A 14,781-nucleotide genomic window follows, 5' to 3' on the forward strand; every position below is an offset into this window, starting at 1 on the left:
CCCTTGGGGAGGAGACCAAGATGAAACTGAAACTCGCAACCGTCGCGCTGGGCGCCGTCATGGCGGCGGCGCCGGCCATGGCCGACCTGGTGGTGCCGAACCTCAGCTACCGGACCGGGCCCTATGGGGCCAACGGCACGCAATATGCCGACGGGTTCAACGACTATTTCACCCTGCTGAATGAGCGCGACGGCGGCATCGGCGGCGAAAGGATCCGCACCCCGGAATGCGAGACCGCCTATAACACCGAGAAGGGCGTCGAATGCTATGAATCGACCAAGGGCTCGGGCGCGCTGGTCTACAACCCGCTCTCCACCGGCATCACCTATCAGCTGATCCCCAAGGTCGCGGCCGACAAGATCCCGCTCTACACCCCGGGCTATGGGCGCACCTCGGCCAAGAACGGCAAGGTCTTCGAATGGGTGTTCAACGCCCCGGCGAACTACTGGGACGGCGCCTCGGTCGCGGTGAAATACCTGCTGGACCAGAACGGCGGCAGCCTCGAGGGCAAGAAGATCGCGCTGGTCTATCACAACTCGGCCTATGGCAAGGAGCCGATCCGCACCCTGCAGGAGCTTGGCAAGAAGCACGGCTTCACCCTGACCGAGCTGCCGGTCGACCCGCCCGGCCAGGAGCAGAAGAGCCAGTGGCTGCAGATCCGCCGCGACAAGCCGGATTACGTGCTGATGTGGGGCTGGGGCGTGATGAACCAGACCGCCATCCAGGAGGCCGCCAACATCCGCTTCCCGATGGAGAACTTCATCGGCACCTACTGGTCCGGTTCGGAGGTGGACGTGAAGCCGGTGGGCGCGGGCGCCAACGGCTACAAGGCGCTGACCTTCCACGGCGTCGGCATGGATTACCCGATCTATGAGGACATGAAGAAGCACGTCATCGATCCGGGCAAGGCCTCGCAGGGCGGGCAGTTCGTCGGCTCGGTGCTGTATTCGCGCGGCATGTATGCGGCGGTCGTCATCGCCGAGGCCATCGCCAAGGCGCAGGAGCTGGCCGGCACGCCGCAGATCACCGCGGCGCAGCTGCGCGACGGGTTCGAGGCGCTGGACATCACCCCCGAGCGGCTGGCCGAACTGGGCCTGCCGGACTTCGGACCCGAGATCAAGATGACCTGCGACAACCACGGCGGCAGCGGCATGGCGCGCTTGCAGCAATGGGATGCCTCGGCCGGGAAATGGACCCTGATCACCGACTTCACCCAGCCAGATCAGGATGTTCTGGACCCGCTGATCCTTGAGGACAGCGAAGCCTATGCCAAGGAAGCCGGCATCTCGCCGCGCTGCTGATCCCTTGCCCCGGCGGTGCGCCGCCGGGGCCCATCGATCCGGAGGGAAAGCCCATGTTCGACGCCGTGCCCGACCGCGAGACCCTGCTCGAGGTCAACAATATCGAGGTGATCTACAATCACGTCATCCTGGTCCTGAAGGGCGTCAGCCTGTCGGTGCCCAAGGGCGGCATCACCGCGCTTCTGGGCGGCAACGGCGCGGGCAAGACGACGACGCTGAAGGCGATCTCGAACCTGCTGCATTCCGAGCGGGGCGAGGTCACCAAGGGCGCGATCAGCTATCGCGGCGCGCGGATCCAGGACATGGACCCCGCCTCGGTGGTGAAGAAGGGCATCATCCAGGTGATGGAGGGCCGCCACTGCTTCGAGCACCTGACCATCGAGGAGAACCTGCTGACCGGCGCCTATACCCGCACCGACGGCGGCGCGGCGATCCGCCAGGACCTGGAGATGGTCTATTCCTATTTCCCCCGTCTCAAGGAGCGCCGGAAAAGCCAGGCCGGCTATACCTCGGGCGGCGAGCAGCAGATGTGCGCGATGGGCCGGGCGCTGATGTCCCGCCCCGAGACGATCCTGCTGGACGAGCCCTCGATGGGTCTGGCGCCGCAGCTGGTCGAGCAGATCTTCGAGATCGTGAAGGCGGTGAACGAGGGCGAGGGCGTGACCTTCCTTCTGGCCGAGCAGAACACCAATGTCGCGCTGCGCTATGCCCATTACGGCTATATCCTGGAAAGCGGCCGCGTGGTGATGGACGGTCCGGCGGACGCGCTGCGCGAGAACCCGGACGTCAAGGAATTCTATCTCGGCATGTCCGACCAGGGCCGCAAGAGCTTTCGCGACGTGCGGTCCTATCGCCGGCGCAAGCGCTGGCTGGCCTGAGCGCAGAAAGGCATCCCCATGACATTCTATGACGAGCTTGAAACCCGCAGCGCCGAGGCGCGGGCGCTGTGGCTGGCGGCCGAATTGCCCGCCGCGCTGACGCGGGCCCGCACGGCGCCGGCGCTGGCCCGCATCCTGGCCGGGATCGAGCCGGATCAGATCACCAGCCGCGAGGCGCTGGCCCGGCTGCCGGTGATCCGCAAATCCGAGCTTTCCGAGGCGCAGAGGCGGATCTCGCCCTTCGGCGGCTTCACCACGCGGCCGGCGGCGGAGTTCGAGAACGTGTTCCAGAGCCCCGGCCCGATCTACGAGCCCGGGCGGCGCGGCGCGGACTGGTGGCGGCTGGGTCGGTTCCTGCATGCGGCGGGGGTCGGGGCAGGCGACATCATCCACAATTGCTTCGGCTATCACCTGACCCCGGCGGGCATGATGTTCGAAAGCGCCGCCCGCGCGGTCGGGGCCGCGACCCTGCCGGCCGGCACCGGCCAGACCGAGCTGCAGGTCCGCGCCGCCGCGGACATCGGCACCACCGTCTATGCGGGCACGCCCGATTATCTGAAGGTGATGCTGGACAAGGCCGGGGAACTGGGCGAGCGGCTGTCCTTTACCCGCGCCGTGGTCTCGGGCGGGGCGCTGTTTCCCAGCCTGCGCCAGGCCTATGCGGATCGCGGCATCGCCACCACGCAATGCTACGCTACCGCCGATCTGGGCCTGATCGCCTATGAATCCCCGGCCATGGAGGGGATGATCGTGGACGAGCGGGTGATCGTCGAGATCGTCCGCCCCGGCACCGGCGACCCGGTCCCGGATGGCGAGGTGGGCGAGGTGGTGGTGACCACGCTGAACCCGGATTATCCGCTGGTGCGCTTCGCGACGGGCGACCTTTCGGCGGTTCTGCCCGGCGTCAGCCCCTGCGGGCGCACGAACATGCGCATCAAGGGCTGGATGGGCCGCGCCGACCAGACCACCAAGATCAAGGGCATGTTCGTGCGTCCCGAGCAGGTCGCGGCGCTGGTCGCCCGGCACCCCGAGATCAGCCGCGCCCGCGTCGTCGCGGACCGCTCGGGTGATATGGATGTGATGACGGTGCTGCTGGAAACCGGGGCCGATGATGCGGCAAGATACGAGGGAACGGTGTTGGACACACTGAAACTTCGCGGCCGGGTGGAACTGGTTGCGCCGGGTTCGCTGCCGAATGACGGCAAGGTGATCGAGGACCGGCGCAGCTACGACTGATTCCGGTCGCCCGGAATGAGGTCGCCCGCATGCGCATCGCCGCAGCCCTGCTTGCCGCCCTGATCGGGGCCGCGCCCGCCTGGGCCGAAAACCGCGCCGTGATCGTCGGCAATGCCGATTACCGCAGCGCCCCCGATCTGGCGGGCTCGGACACGGTGGCGCTGGGAAATACCCTGCGCGTGGCGGGTTTCACCACCCAGCAAGGCGTCGATCTGGCGGCGGGTCCCCTGCGCCGCCTGATCGAGTCGCTGGTCCGCGCCGATCCGGCGCCGGGCGCGCGCATCGTGGCGCTGAACGGCCGCTTCCTGAACGACGGGACCGAGACCTGGTTCATGGGCGCCGATGCCGAGGAGCCCGGCCGCCTGGGCGTGGGCATGCAGGGCGTGCCGCTGTCGCTGGTCATGCGGCTGATGGCCGGGGGCGATCCGGGCGCGGTGCTGGTGCTGGGCACCGACGGGCAACGGATGCCGCATCGACCGGGGCTGGAAAACGGCATCGGCCCGCTGGCGCCGCCCCGCGGGGTCTGGGTCGTCACCGGCTCGCCCGAGGCGGGGGCCCGCGCCATGGGCCGCTTGGCCGGCGGCGCCAGCCTGGTGCAGGCCATGGCGGCCGATCCGGCGCTGCAGCTGGTGCCGGGCGGGGCCCGGGATCCGGTGCTGGCCCCGCGCCGGAAGGTCCCTGACCCGCAGGCTGCCGACCGCGATGCCTGGGCCGAAGCCTCGACCGCGGACGGCATGCGCGCCTATCAGGACTATCTCGCGCGCTTTCCGCGCGGGCTCTATGCCGCCCCCGCTCGCGAGCGGCTGGCGCAGATCCGCCGCGCGCCGGCTGCGCAGAGTGCCGACCGCCATGTCTGGGCGCGGGCCGTGGCCGAGGATTCGGCCGCAGGCTACGTCGCCTATCTGCAGGATTTCCCGGCAGGGCGCTTCGCCCGCGTCGCCCGCCTCCGGCTCGCCGAGCTGCGCCCCGTCCGGCCCGGCCCGGATCTTTCCCCGGCGGCCGCGGCGGAACAGGCGCTGAACCTCGCCCCGGCCGAGCGCGCCGCCATCCAGCGCCGCCTGTCGCAGCTCGGCGGCCAGCCCGGCCCGGCCGACGGCGTTTTCGGCCGGCGCACGCGCGCGGCGATCACGGACTGGCAGCGCCGGAACGGGCTGGCGGCGACGGGTCATCTGACCCGCAGCCAGGTCCGGATGCTCGCCACCCAGGTCGAGCGGCTGCAGGCCGATGCCGCCGCCCGCGACCGCGCCTGGTGGCGGCAGACCGGTGCGCAGGGCGATCCCGAAGGATTGCGCGCCTATCTGGACCGCTATCCCGACGGCCTTCACGCCGAGACCGCGCGCCGCCGGCTCTCCGGCGGCCAGCCCGACCCGGCGGCCGCGCCCGCCGGCGACGAGGCGACCTGGCGCTGGGTCGGCCGCCAGGGCTCGGCCGCGGCCTACGAGACCTATCTGGACCGTTTCCCGGCCGGCGCCCATGCGGCGCAGGCCCGGCAGCGGCTTGCCACCTTGCGCGCTGGCATCGAAGCGGCGCGCCGCGAAGAATCCGCGCTGGGCCTGACCCCCTCGGCGCGGCGGCTGATCGAGGACCGGCTACGCCTGGCCGGCATGCAGCCCGGCGCGGTCGACGGCGAATTCACCGAGGAAACCCGCGCCGCCCTGCGCCGCTATCAAGAGGCGCGCAACCTGCGCGTGACCGGTTACCTCACGCAGCAGACGGTCTCGGGCCTTCTGGCGGATGGGCCGCGCTGACCGGCAGCCGTGAAGCCCGCGCCGCCTTGGCCCGGGCGGCGCTTCGTTCGGCGCTGGCCGGCATGCGTCCCGGGCCGGCCATTCCGGCGGAGCTTCTCCGCGCCACCCCTCCGTCACGCCCGACCGTGTCCCGACCGAAGCCGGGCGTCCCGCCGCGCCGATCACCGCCCCTGCGATCTTCTCCCTTGTGGAAATATCCACGAGGGTGTGGGGGCAGTCGGCCCCCACCGGCCGGGTTCCAGGCCGGAAAGCAAGACGCCCGCGGCGCGGGGCCTGCGGGCGTCCTTGAATCGGATGATTCGCCGGTTCTCAGCCCTGGCGGGCCTTGAAGCGCGGGTTGGTCTTGTTGATGACGTAGATGCGGCCCTTGCGGCGCACGATCTGGCAATCGCGGTGGCGGCTCTTGAGCGAGCGGAGCGAATTGCGAACCTTCATCGGTCTTCTCCTATCGCGGCGCATCGCTAAGGTCGCGCCTTGGAAACGAAATACCCCCGGTTGAGCCCCGGGGGCGCGAAACGAATGGTGGGCGGTACTGGGATCGAACCAGTGGCCACTACGATGTCAACGTAGTGCTCTACCGCTGAGCTAACCGCCCACTGACAGGTGATTCTTCCGGCTTGCGCCGCCAGATCGCCTTGGTCCGCGTGTCTATAGCCACCTCGCCCCGGGGTTTCAAGCCCTCAATCGACGGCTATTGGCGGCGCCCGATCATGGTTTATAACCCTTTCTGTCTTATCACCCAGATCTGGCGCCGGTCGCGCCGCCGGGGAACGCCAGGGATGACCAGGGAAGAGCCGATTTTCGATCTGATGCGGCCGCCGTCGTGGCAGGGCGGGGTGATCTTTGCCTCGCCGCATTCCGGCCGCGCCTATCCCGACTGGTTCCTGGCCGAATCGCGGCTGGACGCGCAGCAGCTGCGCTCGTCCGAGGATGCTTTCGTGGACCGGCTGATCGCCCCGGCGCTGGACCATGGCGCCGCGGTGCTGACCGCGCGGGTGCCGCGCTGCGTGGTGGACCTGAATCGCGGCCCCGAGGAAATCGACCCGCTGGTGGTCTCGGGCGCCGCCCCGGCGATGAGCAATCCGCGCATCATGGCCGGCCTGGGGGTGATTCCCCGCGTCGTCTCGCAGGGCCGTGCCATCCACGACCGGCCGATCCCGCGGGCCGAGGCCGAAAGCCGCATCGCCCGGCTCTGGCATCCCTATCACCGCGCGCTTTCCGGCCTGATCGAGGAGGCGGTGGCGCGGTTCGGCGGCGCCGTCCTGATCGATATGCATTCCATGCCGCGCGATGCGCTGGTGCATCTGCCGCGCCCGCGCCCCGACATGGTGCTGGGCGACCGCAACGGCGTTTCGGCCGCGCCGCGGATCAGCGCCGGCGTGGCCGATGCCGTGGTGGCCGAGGGCTTCCGGCTGCGGCGCAATTCGCCCTTTTCCGGCGCCTATATCACCCAGACCTATGGTCGGCCGCGCAGCAATGTCCATGTCGTGCAGCTGGAACTGGACCGCTCGCTCTACATGGACGAGCGCCGGATCGAGCCGCGCGCCGATTTCGACCTGTTCCGGACCCGTTTCGCCCGCGTCGTCGCGCGGCTGGCGCGGCTGCGTCCGGACGCCAGCGATTCGGCCTTCGCCGCCGAGTGAACCAGAAAGGAGGCCGCGATGCCGCCCGAATTCGCCGAGATGATCGGCCAGAACCTCGCCCTGATCATTCTGGCGCTGGTGATCCTGTTCGCCGTCAGCCGCGCCGTCCGCATCGTGCCGCAATCGGAAAAATACGTCGTCGAACGCTTCGGCCGGCTGCATGCGGTGCTGGGGCCGGGGATCAACTTCATCGTGCCCTTCCTCGACCGGGTGGCGCATCGGATCTCGGTGCTGGAGCGCCAGCTGCCGACATCGCGCCAGGATGCGATCACGGCGGACAACGTGCTGGTGCAGGTCGAAACCAGCGTCTTCTATCGCATCATCGAGCCGGAAAAGACCGTCTATCGCATCCGCGACGTGGATGCGGCCATCGCCACCACGGTGGCGGGGATCGTGCGTTCGGAGATCGGCGCGATGGAGCTGGACCAGGTGCAGTCGAACCGCGCCCCGCTGATCGAGCGCATCCGCGAATCGCTGGCCAATATCGTCGACGACTGGGGCATCGAGGTGACGCGGGCCGAGATCCTGGACGTCAACCTGGACGAGGCCACGCGCGCCGCCATGCTGCAGCAGCTGAATGCCGAACGTGCCCGCCGTGCCCAGGTGACCGAGGCCGAGGGCCGACGCCGCGCCGTGGAACTGGCCGCCGACGGCGATCTTTACGCCGCCGAGCAGCAGGCCAAGGCCAAGCGGCTGCTGGCCGATGCCGAGGCCTATGCCACCGCGGCCATCGCCACGGCGATCCGCGAGGGCGGGATCGAGGCGGCGCAATACCAGGTCGCCATGCGCCAGGTCGAGGTGCTGGCCGAGGTCGGCAAGGGGCAGGGCAAGCAGACGGTGATCGTTCCCGCCTCGGCCGTCGAGGCGCTTGGCGACGCCTTCCGCATGCTCCGCGGCGTGAAGCCAGGGGGCGCGGCATGAGCTGGGCGAACGGCTGGATCTGGATCATCGCGGCGCTCCTTTTGGCGGCGCTGGAACTGGCGCTGCCGGGCTGGTTCTTCCTGGGGCTCGCCGGGGCGGTGCTGCTGATGGGGCTGGCGCTGCTTTTGGGCCTGTGGCCCGGCGGGTTGCCGATGGCGCTGGTGGTCACGGCGGTCCTGACCGGGGTGATCTGGCTGGCGCTGCGGCGCATCTTCGGCAGGAACCGGGGCGAGGTGCGGCGCTGGACCCGCGACATCAACGACAACTAGGCCTGGCCGGCGCCAAGCTGGTGCTGACCCATGGGGCGGATCTGCTGACCTGCCTGCGCGACGATTATCCCTGGATTCCCTTTCCGGGTCATTGGGACCTGCCCGGCGGCGGCGCCGAGCCGGGCGAGACGCCGGTCGCATGCGCCCTGCGCGAGCTTTACGAGGAATTCGGGCTGCGGCTTGCCCCGGGGCGGCTGACGGGGCGGGCCTTTGCCTCGCTTGGCGAACCGGGGCGCGCGTCATGGCTGTTTTCCGGCACGATCACGGCGGCCGAGATCGCCGCGATCCGCTTCGGCGACGAGGGGCAGGAATGGCGGATGATGCCGGTGGCGGAATTCGTCGCCCATCCCCGGGCCGTGCCGCATTTCCGCGACCGGGTGCGGCTTGTTCTTGCCGGATCGGGCTGCGGGATTTGAGAATCGCCCGCCGCTGTGCATGATCGGCGCATCGACAGGAAGGAGGCATGCATGTCTCGAATGCAGCTATACCGTCGCAACGGCTGGGGCTCGGCCATCGTCGAGGCACAACTGGCGCATTACGGCCTTGAGGCCGAGAGGATCGAGGTCGCGGACCTGTTCCTCGATCCGGCCGCCAAGCGCGACCTGATGCGGATCAGTCCGGCGGGGCAGATCCCGGTGCTGATCCTGCCCGACGGGCGGGTGATGTCGGAAAGCGCGGCGATCACCCTGCACCTGGCCGACATGACCGAGCGGGACGATCTGGTACCGGCCCCCGGCGCGCCCGAGCGGCCGCGCTTCCTGCGCTGGCTGATGTTCCTGGTCGCGCAGGTCTATCCCTGCTTCACCTTCGGCGACGATCCCTCGCGCTTTCTCAGCGACGGCACGGCGCAGAAGGAGCTGGGCGAGGCCACCACCGCGCGGCTGCAGGAACTGTGGACCGCGGTGGAGGGCGTGGCGGGCGCCCCCTGGTTCCTGGGCGAACGCTTCTCGGCCCTGGACATCTATCTGGCGGTGATGACCAACTGGAAGCCCGGACCGGCATGGTTCCAGGGGAATGCGCCCAAGGTCTGGGCCATCGCCCGCGCCACGGCGGCGCGCGAGGACCTGGCGCCGGTGCTTCAGCGCAATTTCGGCTGATTACGCCCCGGCGAGTTCGGCCTGGATCGCCTGCGCCGCGGCGCGGGGGTCCGCGGCCTGCCAGATCGGGCGGCCGACGACGATATGGTCGGCGCCGCTGGCGATGGCGGTCGCGGGCGTCTCGATCCGCTTCTGGTCGCCGGCGTCGCTGCCGGCCGGGCGTACGCCGGGGGTGACGATCAGCCGGCCCGCCGCCTCGGGCAGGGCGCGGATCAGGGCCGCCTCGCGCGGGCTGGCGATGACGCCGTCGGCCCCGGCCTCGAAGGCGCGGGCGGCGCGGGTGGCGACGATCTCGGCCAGATCGCCCGGCACGATCAGCCCGGCATCGAGGTCGGCGCGGTCCAGCGAGGTCAGGATGGTCACCGCCAGGATCTTCAGCCCCGACGCGCTTGCCCCCTGTTTCGCCGCCCGGACCACATGCGGGTCGCCGTGCACGGTCAGGAAATCCAGGTCGTATTGCGCGATGCCTTTCACCGCCGCCTCGACCGTGGCGCCGATGTCGAAGAACTTCATGTCCAGGAAGATGCGCTTGCCGTGTTCCTGCTTGAGCTCGTTGGCGAGTGCGAGCCCGCCACCGGTCAGCATCCCCAGGCCGATCTTGTAGAAGCTGGCCGCGTCGCCGATCCTTTCGGCCAGCTCCAGCCCGGCCAGCGCGTTCGGCACGTCCAGCGCCACGATCAGACGGTCGTCCATGTTCCACCTCAGCCTGCGACAAACGGCCCGCTTATAGGGGGGAACCGGCTGTCTTGAAACCCCGTTTCGTCCTGCCCATGTGACAGGCAGGACCCGAGCCGGATCGTGCCAATGCGGGCGGTCCAAAGCGGGGGCTGAGGAAAGGAATTTCATATGGATATGGAAAAGTTCACGGAACGGTCGCGCGGTTTCCTGCAGGCGGCGCAGACCATCGCGATCCGCGAGGAAAACCAGCGCGTGATGCCCGAGCATCTGCTGAAGGCGCTGATGGACGACGAGCAGGGCTTTGCCAGCAATCTGATCGCGCGGGCCGGCGGCGACGCCCAGGCCGTGCGCCAGGCCGTCGACCAGGCGGTGGCGAAACAGCCCAAGGTCAGCGGCGGGCAGGGTCAGGTCTATGTCGATACCTCGCTGGTGCGCGTGCTGGACGAGGCCGAGAAGCTGGCCAAGAAGGCCGGCGACAGTTTCGTGCCGGCCGAGCGGGTGCTGACGGCGCTTGCCATCGTCAACACCAATGCACGCGACGCGCTGACGGCGGGCAAGGTGACGGCGCAGGCGCTGAACAGCGCCATCAACGACGTCCGCAAGGGCCGGACGGCCGACACGGCCAGCGCCGAGGACAGCTATGAGGCGCTGTCGAAATACGCCCGCAACCTGACCGAGGCCGCGGCCGAGGGCAAGATCGACCCGATCATCGGCCGGGACGAGGAAATCCGCCGCGCCATGCAGGTGCTGTCCCGCCGCACCAAGAACAACCCGGTGCTGATCGGCGAGCCCGGCGTCGGCAAGACCGCCATCGCCGAAGGGCTGGCGCTGCGCATCATCGACGGCGACGTGCCGGAAAGCCTGCGCAACAAGCAGCTTTGGGCGCTGGACATGGGCGCGCTGATCGCCGGCGCGAAATATCGCGGCGAGTTCGAGGAGCGGCTGAAGGCCGTGCTGAAGGAGATCGAGGATGCCGCCGGCGAGATCGTGCTGTTCATCGACGAGCTGCATGTGCTGGTCGGGGCCGGCAAGACCGACGGCGCCATGGATGCCGCGAACCTGATCAAGCCGGCGCTGGCCCGGGGCGAGCTGCATTGCGTCGGCGCCACCACGCTGGACGAATACCGCAAGTATATCGAAAAGGACGCGGCGCTGGCCCGGCGCTTCCAGCCGGTCATGGTCGAGGAGCCGACGGTCGAGGACACGATCAGCATCCTGCGCGGCATCAAGGAGAAGTATGAGCTGCACCACGGCGTCCGCATCAGCGACGCCGCGCTGGTGGCTGCCGCGACCCTGTCGCATCGCTACATCACCGATCGTTTCCTGCCCGACAAGGCCATCGACCTGGTGGACGAGGCGGCGAGCCGGCTGCGCATGGAAGTGGACAGCAAGCCCGAGGAGCTGGACCAGCTCGACCGGCAGATCCTGCAGATGCAGATCGAGGCCGAGGCGCTGAAGAAGGAAGACGACGCCGCCTCCAAGGACCGGCTGGAGAAGCTGGAGAAGCAGCTCTCCGAGTTGCAGGAGAAATCCGCGACCATGACCGCCCGCTGGCAGGCCGAACGCGATCGGCTGGAGGGCTCGCGCAACCTCAAGGAACAGCTCGACCGCGCCCGCGCCGAGTTGGACCAGGCCAAGCGCGAAGGAAACCTGGCCCGCGCCGGCGAGCTTTCCTATGGCATCATCCCGGGCCTCGAGCGGCAGCTGGCCGAATCCGAGGGCAGCGAGGACGGGCCGATGGTCGAGGAAGCCGTGCGCCCCGAGCAGATCGCCGAGGTGGTGGAACGCTGGACCGGCATCCCCACCAGCAAGATGCTGGAGGGTGAGCGCGAGAAGCTGTTGAAGATGGAGGACGTGCTGGGCAAGCGCGTCATCGGCCAGTCCGAGGCGGTGACGGCCGTGTCCAACGCCGTGCGCCGGGCGCGGGCCGGGCTGAACGACCCCAAGCGGCCGCTGGGCAGCTTCCTGTTCCTGGGCCCGACCGGCGTCGGCAAGACCGAGCTGACCAAGGCCATCGCCGAATACCTGTTCGACGACGACTCGGCCATGGTCCGCATCGACATGTCCGAGTTCATGGAGAAGCATTCGGTCGCGCGGCTGATCGGCGCGCCTCCGGGCTATGTCGGCTATGACGAGGGCGGCGTGCTGACCGAGGCGGTGCGGCGGCGTCCCTATCAGGTGATCCTGTTCGACGAGGTCGAAAAGGCGCATCCGGACGTCTTCAACGTGCTGCTGCAGGTGCTGGACGACGGCCAGCTGACCGACGGCCAGGGCCGGACGGTGGACTTCAAGCAGACGCTGATCGTGCTGACCTCGAACCTCGGGGCGCAGGCGCTGTCGCAACTGCCCGAGGGCGCCGATTCGAGTCAGGCGCGCGCGCAGGTGATGGATGCGGTCCGGGCGCATTTCCGCCCCGAATTCCTGAACCGGCTGGACGAGATCATCATCTTCCATCGCCTCACGCGCGAGAACATGGACGGCATCGTCAAGATCCAGCTCTGGCAGCTGGAAAGCCGGCTGGCGCAGCACAAGATCGGGCTGGAGCTGGACGAGGCGGCGCTGAAATGGCTGGCGGACGAGGGCTATGACCCGGTCTTCGGCGCCCGGCCGCTGAAGCGGGTGATGCAGCGCAGCCTGCAGAACCCCCTGGCCGAGATGATCCTGGCCGGAGAGGTTCTGGACGGCCAGACCGTGCATGTCAGCGCCGGCCCAGAGGGGCTGATCGTGGGCAACCGCGTGACTACGGCGCATCTCGGCTCGGCCGGCGAGGACGGGCCGCGGGTGCCGCTGCACTGACGCAAAGTGGCGGATGCGTCGGCATCCGCCCTTTTCCTTCCGGTCCTCGCGTGGAAATCACGCGGAATTTCATCGGCATCCGCCTGGGCGGGTGGCATGATGGCTCTGGGCAGAGGGGGAATTTGCCATGGCGCTGAAATGGTCCGATGTCACGCCCGAGGCGGATTACCTGAGCCGGCGGGCCTTTCTGGCGGCGGGCGTCGCGGCGCTGGCCACGCCGGCTCTCGGTCTCAGCGGCAAGCCCTCGGCCTTCTCGACCGACGAGACGTCGAACAGCTTCGAGGACATCACCAATTACAACAATTTCTACGAATTCGGCACCGGCAAGACCGATCCGGCCCAATATGCCGGCAGCCTGAAGACCGCGCCCTGGTCGGTGCAGATCGACGGCATGGTGGACAGGCCCGGCAGCTACGGCGTCGAGGACCTCGCCCCCGAGGCGGCGCTGGAGGAGCGGATCTATCGCCTGCGCTGCGTCGAGGCCTGGTCGATGGTCATTCCGTGGCTCGGCGTGCCCCTGGCCGGGGCGCTCGGCAAGGCCGGCGTGCAGCCGGGCGCGAAATACGTCGCCTTCCGCACGCTGCACGACCCCGGCCAGATGCCCGGCCAGCGGTCGCGCATCATCGACTGGCCCTATCGCGAGGGGCTGCGGCTGGACGAGGCCATGCATCCGCTGACCATCCTTGCCACCGGGCTTTACGGCCGGGTGCTGCCCAACCAGAACGGCGCGCCGATCCGGCTGGTGGTGCCGTGGAAATACGGCTTCAAGTCGATCAAGTCGATCGTCGGGATCACCCTGACCGACAGGCAGCCGCCATGCAGCTGGCAGATGCTGCAGCCCGGCGAATACGGCTTCTATGCCAATGTGAATCCGCAGGTGGACCATCCGCGCTGGTCGCAGGCCACCGAAAGGCGGATCGGCAGCGGACTGTTCGGCGGCCGGCAGGAGACGCTGATGTTCAACGGCTATGGCGATCAGGTGGCCGGGCTCTATGCGGGCATGGACCTGGCGAAGCATTACTGATGCCGCAGCACCTCAATCGCTGGCTGCGGCATGTCCCGGTCTGGGCGGTCTGGCTGCTGGGGTTGATTCCGCTGGGGCTGCTGGTCTGGGACACGCTGCACGGCCATCTGGGCGTCGATCCGGTGCGGGATATCGAGCATCGGCTGGGCCGCACCGCGATCTATTTCCTGCTGGCGACGCTGGCGGTGACGCCGCTGCTGCGGCTGGCGCGGCTGAACCTGATGCGCTTTCGCCAGGCGCTGGGGCTGATCTGTTTCAGCTATGCCGCCTGCCATCTGGCGGCCTGGGTGGTCTTCGACATGGCCTTTCTCTGGGCGCAGATGCTCAGGGACGTGGCCAAGCGGCCCTATCTGGTCTTCGGCATGCTGGGCTTTGCCATGCTGCTGGCGCTGGCGCTGACCTCGAACCGCTTCTCGATCCGCCGCCTGGGCCCGCGCTGGGGGCAATTGCATCGGCTGGTCTATCCGGCGGCGATTCTGGCGGCGGTGCATTGGCTCTGGGCGCTGAAGGTCTGGGAATCCTGGCCGCTGACGATTCTCGGGGCGATTCTGGTGCTGCTGGGCCTGCGTTTGCCGGGAAAAGCGCGGCGGCGGAGATCGGCCGGGCTGTCGCGGCCTGCGGAGTGATTCCCCCGCCGCTTCACGGCGACGGCCCTGATCCTTCCCATTTTCCCTTACTTTACGGGCAGTTACCTTCTTCTGTCATTTTTCTTTATTTTTGGTCTTGCGGGTTTGTTTTGCGGGGTCTAGATACCCGCTCACCGAACGACGGCAGCGTCGGACGGGACGGGGAAGCGGGAGCGGAACCGAGACAATCTGGGAATGACTGACCGGACGGGGCGTCAAGCGAATGACGCATCTTCCGCGATTTTGTTTCCTCTGCTTTTTGACATTATGGTATATCTGAAGGGATATGCGGGCGGTCTGGTCGTTTTTCGGCGAGGGAGTTTGCATATCGGCCTGGTAGGGGGANCCCGATGATCCAGGTGTCAGCTTCACTGTTTGACGGTTCACGTTTTGTGGAACGACAAGCAGAGATGATCACCCGCTAGTCGCGGGTGACAGATGTGCAAGGTTCTTCTGTCAAGGATAGCTGCTTCGGTGGCTTTCAACTTGAGAGTTTGATCCTGGCTCAGAACGAACGCTGGCGGCAGGCCTAACACATGCAAGTCGAGCGAACCCTTCGGGGTT

Annotated in this window: 14 protein-coding genes, 1 tRNA gene and 1 rRNA gene; 13 read left to right on the forward strand and 3 right to left on the reverse strand. The window is 68.4% G+C overall.

The features are described from left to right. The first annotated feature begins 20 nt into the window (after positions 1–20). The 4 genes from L632_RS0104840 to L632_RS22100 are packed head-to-tail and all read left to right on the forward strand — an operon-like array spanning position 21 to position 5,163. Entirely contained in the window at positions 21–1,301 is a 1,281-nt protein-coding gene (locus tag L632_RS0104840) for an ABC transporter substrate-binding protein (protein WP_028711807.1), read from the forward strand. A 53-nt stretch (positions 1,302–1,354) separates the two neighbouring features. Further along, the gene (locus L632_RS0104845; RefSeq protein ID WP_028711808.1) at positions 1,355–2,179 is read left to right on the forward strand and encodes an ABC transporter ATP-binding protein; all 825 of its coding nucleotides are present in this window, start codon (positions 1,355–1,357) and stop codon (positions 2,177–2,179) included. A gap of 18 nt (positions 2,180–2,197) precedes the next feature. Then, entirely contained in the window at positions 2,198–3,415 is a 1,218-nt protein-coding gene (locus tag L632_RS0104850) for a phenylacetate--CoA ligase family protein (protein WP_028711809.1), read from the forward strand. Positions 3,416–3,444: 29 nt separating this feature from the next. Continuing rightward, complete coding sequence (locus L632_RS22100; RefSeq protein ID WP_051476377.1) at positions 3,445–5,163, forward strand: peptidoglycan-binding protein; 1,719 nt, start codon at positions 3,445–3,447, stop codon at positions 5,161–5,163. A 309-nt stretch (positions 5,164–5,472) separates the two neighbouring features. On the opposite strand, the gene ykgO is transcribed toward L632_RS22100, so the two are convergent. Continuing rightward, positions 5,473–5,598 (reverse strand): type B 50S ribosomal protein L36, encoded by a 126-nt coding sequence (ykgO, locus tag L632_RS0104860; RefSeq protein WP_017998967.1) that lies wholly within the window; start codon positions 5,596–5,598, stop codon positions 5,473–5,475. 85 nt (positions 5,599–5,683) lie between these two features. Continuing rightward, positions 5,684–5,758 (reverse strand) — tRNA-Val (locus L632_RS0104865). 184 nt (positions 5,759–5,942) lie between these two features. Here L632_RS0104865 and L632_RS0104870 point away from each other — a divergent pair. The 5 genes from L632_RS0104870 to L632_RS0104890 are packed head-to-tail and all read left to right on the forward strand — an operon-like array spanning position 5,943 to position 9,093. Continuing rightward, positions 5,943–6,806, forward strand: a complete 864-nt coding sequence (locus L632_RS0104870) for an N-formylglutamate amidohydrolase (RefSeq protein ID WP_028711810.1) — start codon at positions 5,943–5,945, stop codon at positions 6,804–6,806. A gap of 18 nt (positions 6,807–6,824) precedes the next feature. Continuing rightward, positions 6,825–7,727, forward strand: coding sequence for an SPFH domain-containing protein (locus tag L632_RS0104875; RefSeq protein ID WP_028711811.1), 903 nt, complete (start codon positions 6,825–6,827; stop codon positions 7,725–7,727). Next, complete coding sequence (locus L632_RS24845; RefSeq protein ID WP_028711812.1) at positions 7,724–7,996, forward strand: hypothetical protein; 273 nt, start codon at positions 7,724–7,726, stop codon at positions 7,994–7,996. The genes L632_RS0104875 and L632_RS24845 overlap by 4 nt, the downstream gene beginning before the upstream one ends. 20 nt (positions 7,997–8,016) lie before the next feature. Then, positions 8,017–8,412 (forward strand): NUDIX hydrolase, encoded by a 396-nt coding sequence (locus L632_RS0104885; protein ID WP_156929417.1) that lies wholly within the window; start codon positions 8,017–8,019, stop codon positions 8,410–8,412. Positions 8,413–8,463: 51 nt separating this feature from the next. Further along, positions 8,464–9,093, forward strand: coding sequence for a glutathione S-transferase family protein (locus L632_RS0104890; protein WP_028711814.1), 630 nt, complete (start codon positions 8,464–8,466; stop codon positions 9,091–9,093). On the opposite strand, the gene pyrF is transcribed toward L632_RS0104890, so the two are convergent. Beyond that, positions 9,094–9,786 (reverse strand): orotidine-5'-phosphate decarboxylase, encoded by a 693-nt coding sequence (gene pyrF, locus L632_RS0104895; protein WP_028716431.1) that lies wholly within the window; start codon positions 9,784–9,786, stop codon positions 9,094–9,096. It abuts the gene before it with no gap. A gap of 153 nt (positions 9,787–9,939) precedes the next feature. On the opposite strand from pyrF, the gene clpB reads away from it, so the two are divergent. The 4 genes from clpB to L632_RS0104915 all read left to right on the forward strand — a co-directional run. Beyond that, complete coding sequence (clpB, locus tag L632_RS0104900) at positions 9,940–12,567, forward strand: ATP-dependent chaperone ClpB (protein ID WP_028711816.1); 2,628 nt, start codon at positions 9,940–9,942, stop codon at positions 12,565–12,567. Positions 12,568–12,694: 127 nt separating this feature from the next. Further along, positions 12,695–13,591 (forward strand): protein-methionine-sulfoxide reductase catalytic subunit MsrP, encoded by an 897-nt coding sequence (gene msrP / locus L632_RS0104905; RefSeq protein WP_028711817.1) that lies wholly within the window; start codon positions 12,695–12,697, stop codon positions 13,589–13,591. Further along, entirely contained in the window at positions 13,591–14,217 is a 627-nt protein-coding gene (gene msrQ / locus L632_RS0104910; RefSeq protein ID WP_028711818.1) for a protein-methionine-sulfoxide reductase heme-binding subunit MsrQ, read from the forward strand. Before msrP ends, msrQ begins: the two co-directional genes overlap by 1 nt. Positions 14,218–14,699: 482 nt before the next feature. Continuing rightward, a 16S ribosomal RNA gene (locus L632_RS0104915) occupies positions 14,700–14,781 on the forward strand; the annotation flags it as partial.

The organism is Paracoccus sp. J39, from assembly GCF_000518925.1.
In the GTDB taxonomy this organism is placed as follows: domain Bacteria; phylum Pseudomonadota; class Alphaproteobacteria; order Rhodobacterales; family Rhodobacteraceae; genus Paracoccus.

What these genes read in the sequence shown, in the direction of transcription:
- L632_RS0104840 (WP_028711807.1), top strand. Translation starts at nt 21, where the DNA reads ATGAAACTGAAACTCGCAACCGTCGCGCTGGGCGCCGTCATGGCGGCG.
- L632_RS0104845 (WP_028711808.1), top strand. Translation starts at nt 1,355, where the DNA reads ATGTTCGACGCCGTGCCCGACCGCGAGACCCTGCTCGAGGTCAACAAT.
- L632_RS0104850 (WP_028711809.1), top strand. Translation starts at nt 2,198, where the DNA reads ATGACATTCTATGACGAGCTTGAAACCCGCAGCGCCGAGGCGCGGGCG.
- L632_RS22100 (WP_051476377.1), top strand. Translation starts at nt 3,445, where the DNA reads ATGCGCATCGCCGCAGCCCTGCTTGCCGCCCTGATCGGGGCCGCGCCC.
- ykgO (WP_017998967.1), bottom strand. Translation starts at nt 5,598, where the DNA reads ATGAAGGTTCGCAATTCGCTCCGCTCGCTCAAGAGCCGCCACCGCGAT.
- L632_RS0104870 (WP_028711810.1), top strand. Translation starts at nt 5,943, where the DNA reads ATGACCAGGGAAGAGCCGATTTTCGATCTGATGCGGCCGCCGTCGTGG.
- L632_RS0104875 (WP_028711811.1), top strand. Translation starts at nt 6,825, where the DNA reads ATGCCGCCCGAATTCGCCGAGATGATCGGCCAGAACCTCGCCCTGATC.
- L632_RS24845 (WP_028711812.1), top strand. Translation starts at nt 7,724, where the DNA reads ATGAGCTGGGCGAACGGCTGGATCTGGATCATCGCGGCGCTCCTTTTG.
- L632_RS0104890 (WP_028711814.1), top strand. Translation starts at nt 8,464, where the DNA reads ATGTCTCGAATGCAGCTATACCGTCGCAACGGCTGGGGCTCGGCCATC.
- pyrF (WP_028716431.1), bottom strand. Translation starts at nt 9,786, where the DNA reads ATGGACGACCGTCTGATCGTGGCGCTGGACGTGCCGAACGCGCTGGCC.
- clpB (WP_028711816.1), top strand. Translation starts at nt 9,940, where the DNA reads ATGGATATGGAAAAGTTCACGGAACGGTCGCGCGGTTTCCTGCAGGCG.
- msrP (WP_028711817.1), top strand. Translation starts at nt 12,695, where the DNA reads ATGGCGCTGAAATGGTCCGATGTCACGCCCGAGGCGGATTACCTGAGC.
- msrQ (WP_028711818.1), top strand. Translation starts at nt 13,591, where the DNA reads ATGCCGCAGCACCTCAATCGCTGGCTGCGGCATGTCCCGGTCTGGGCG.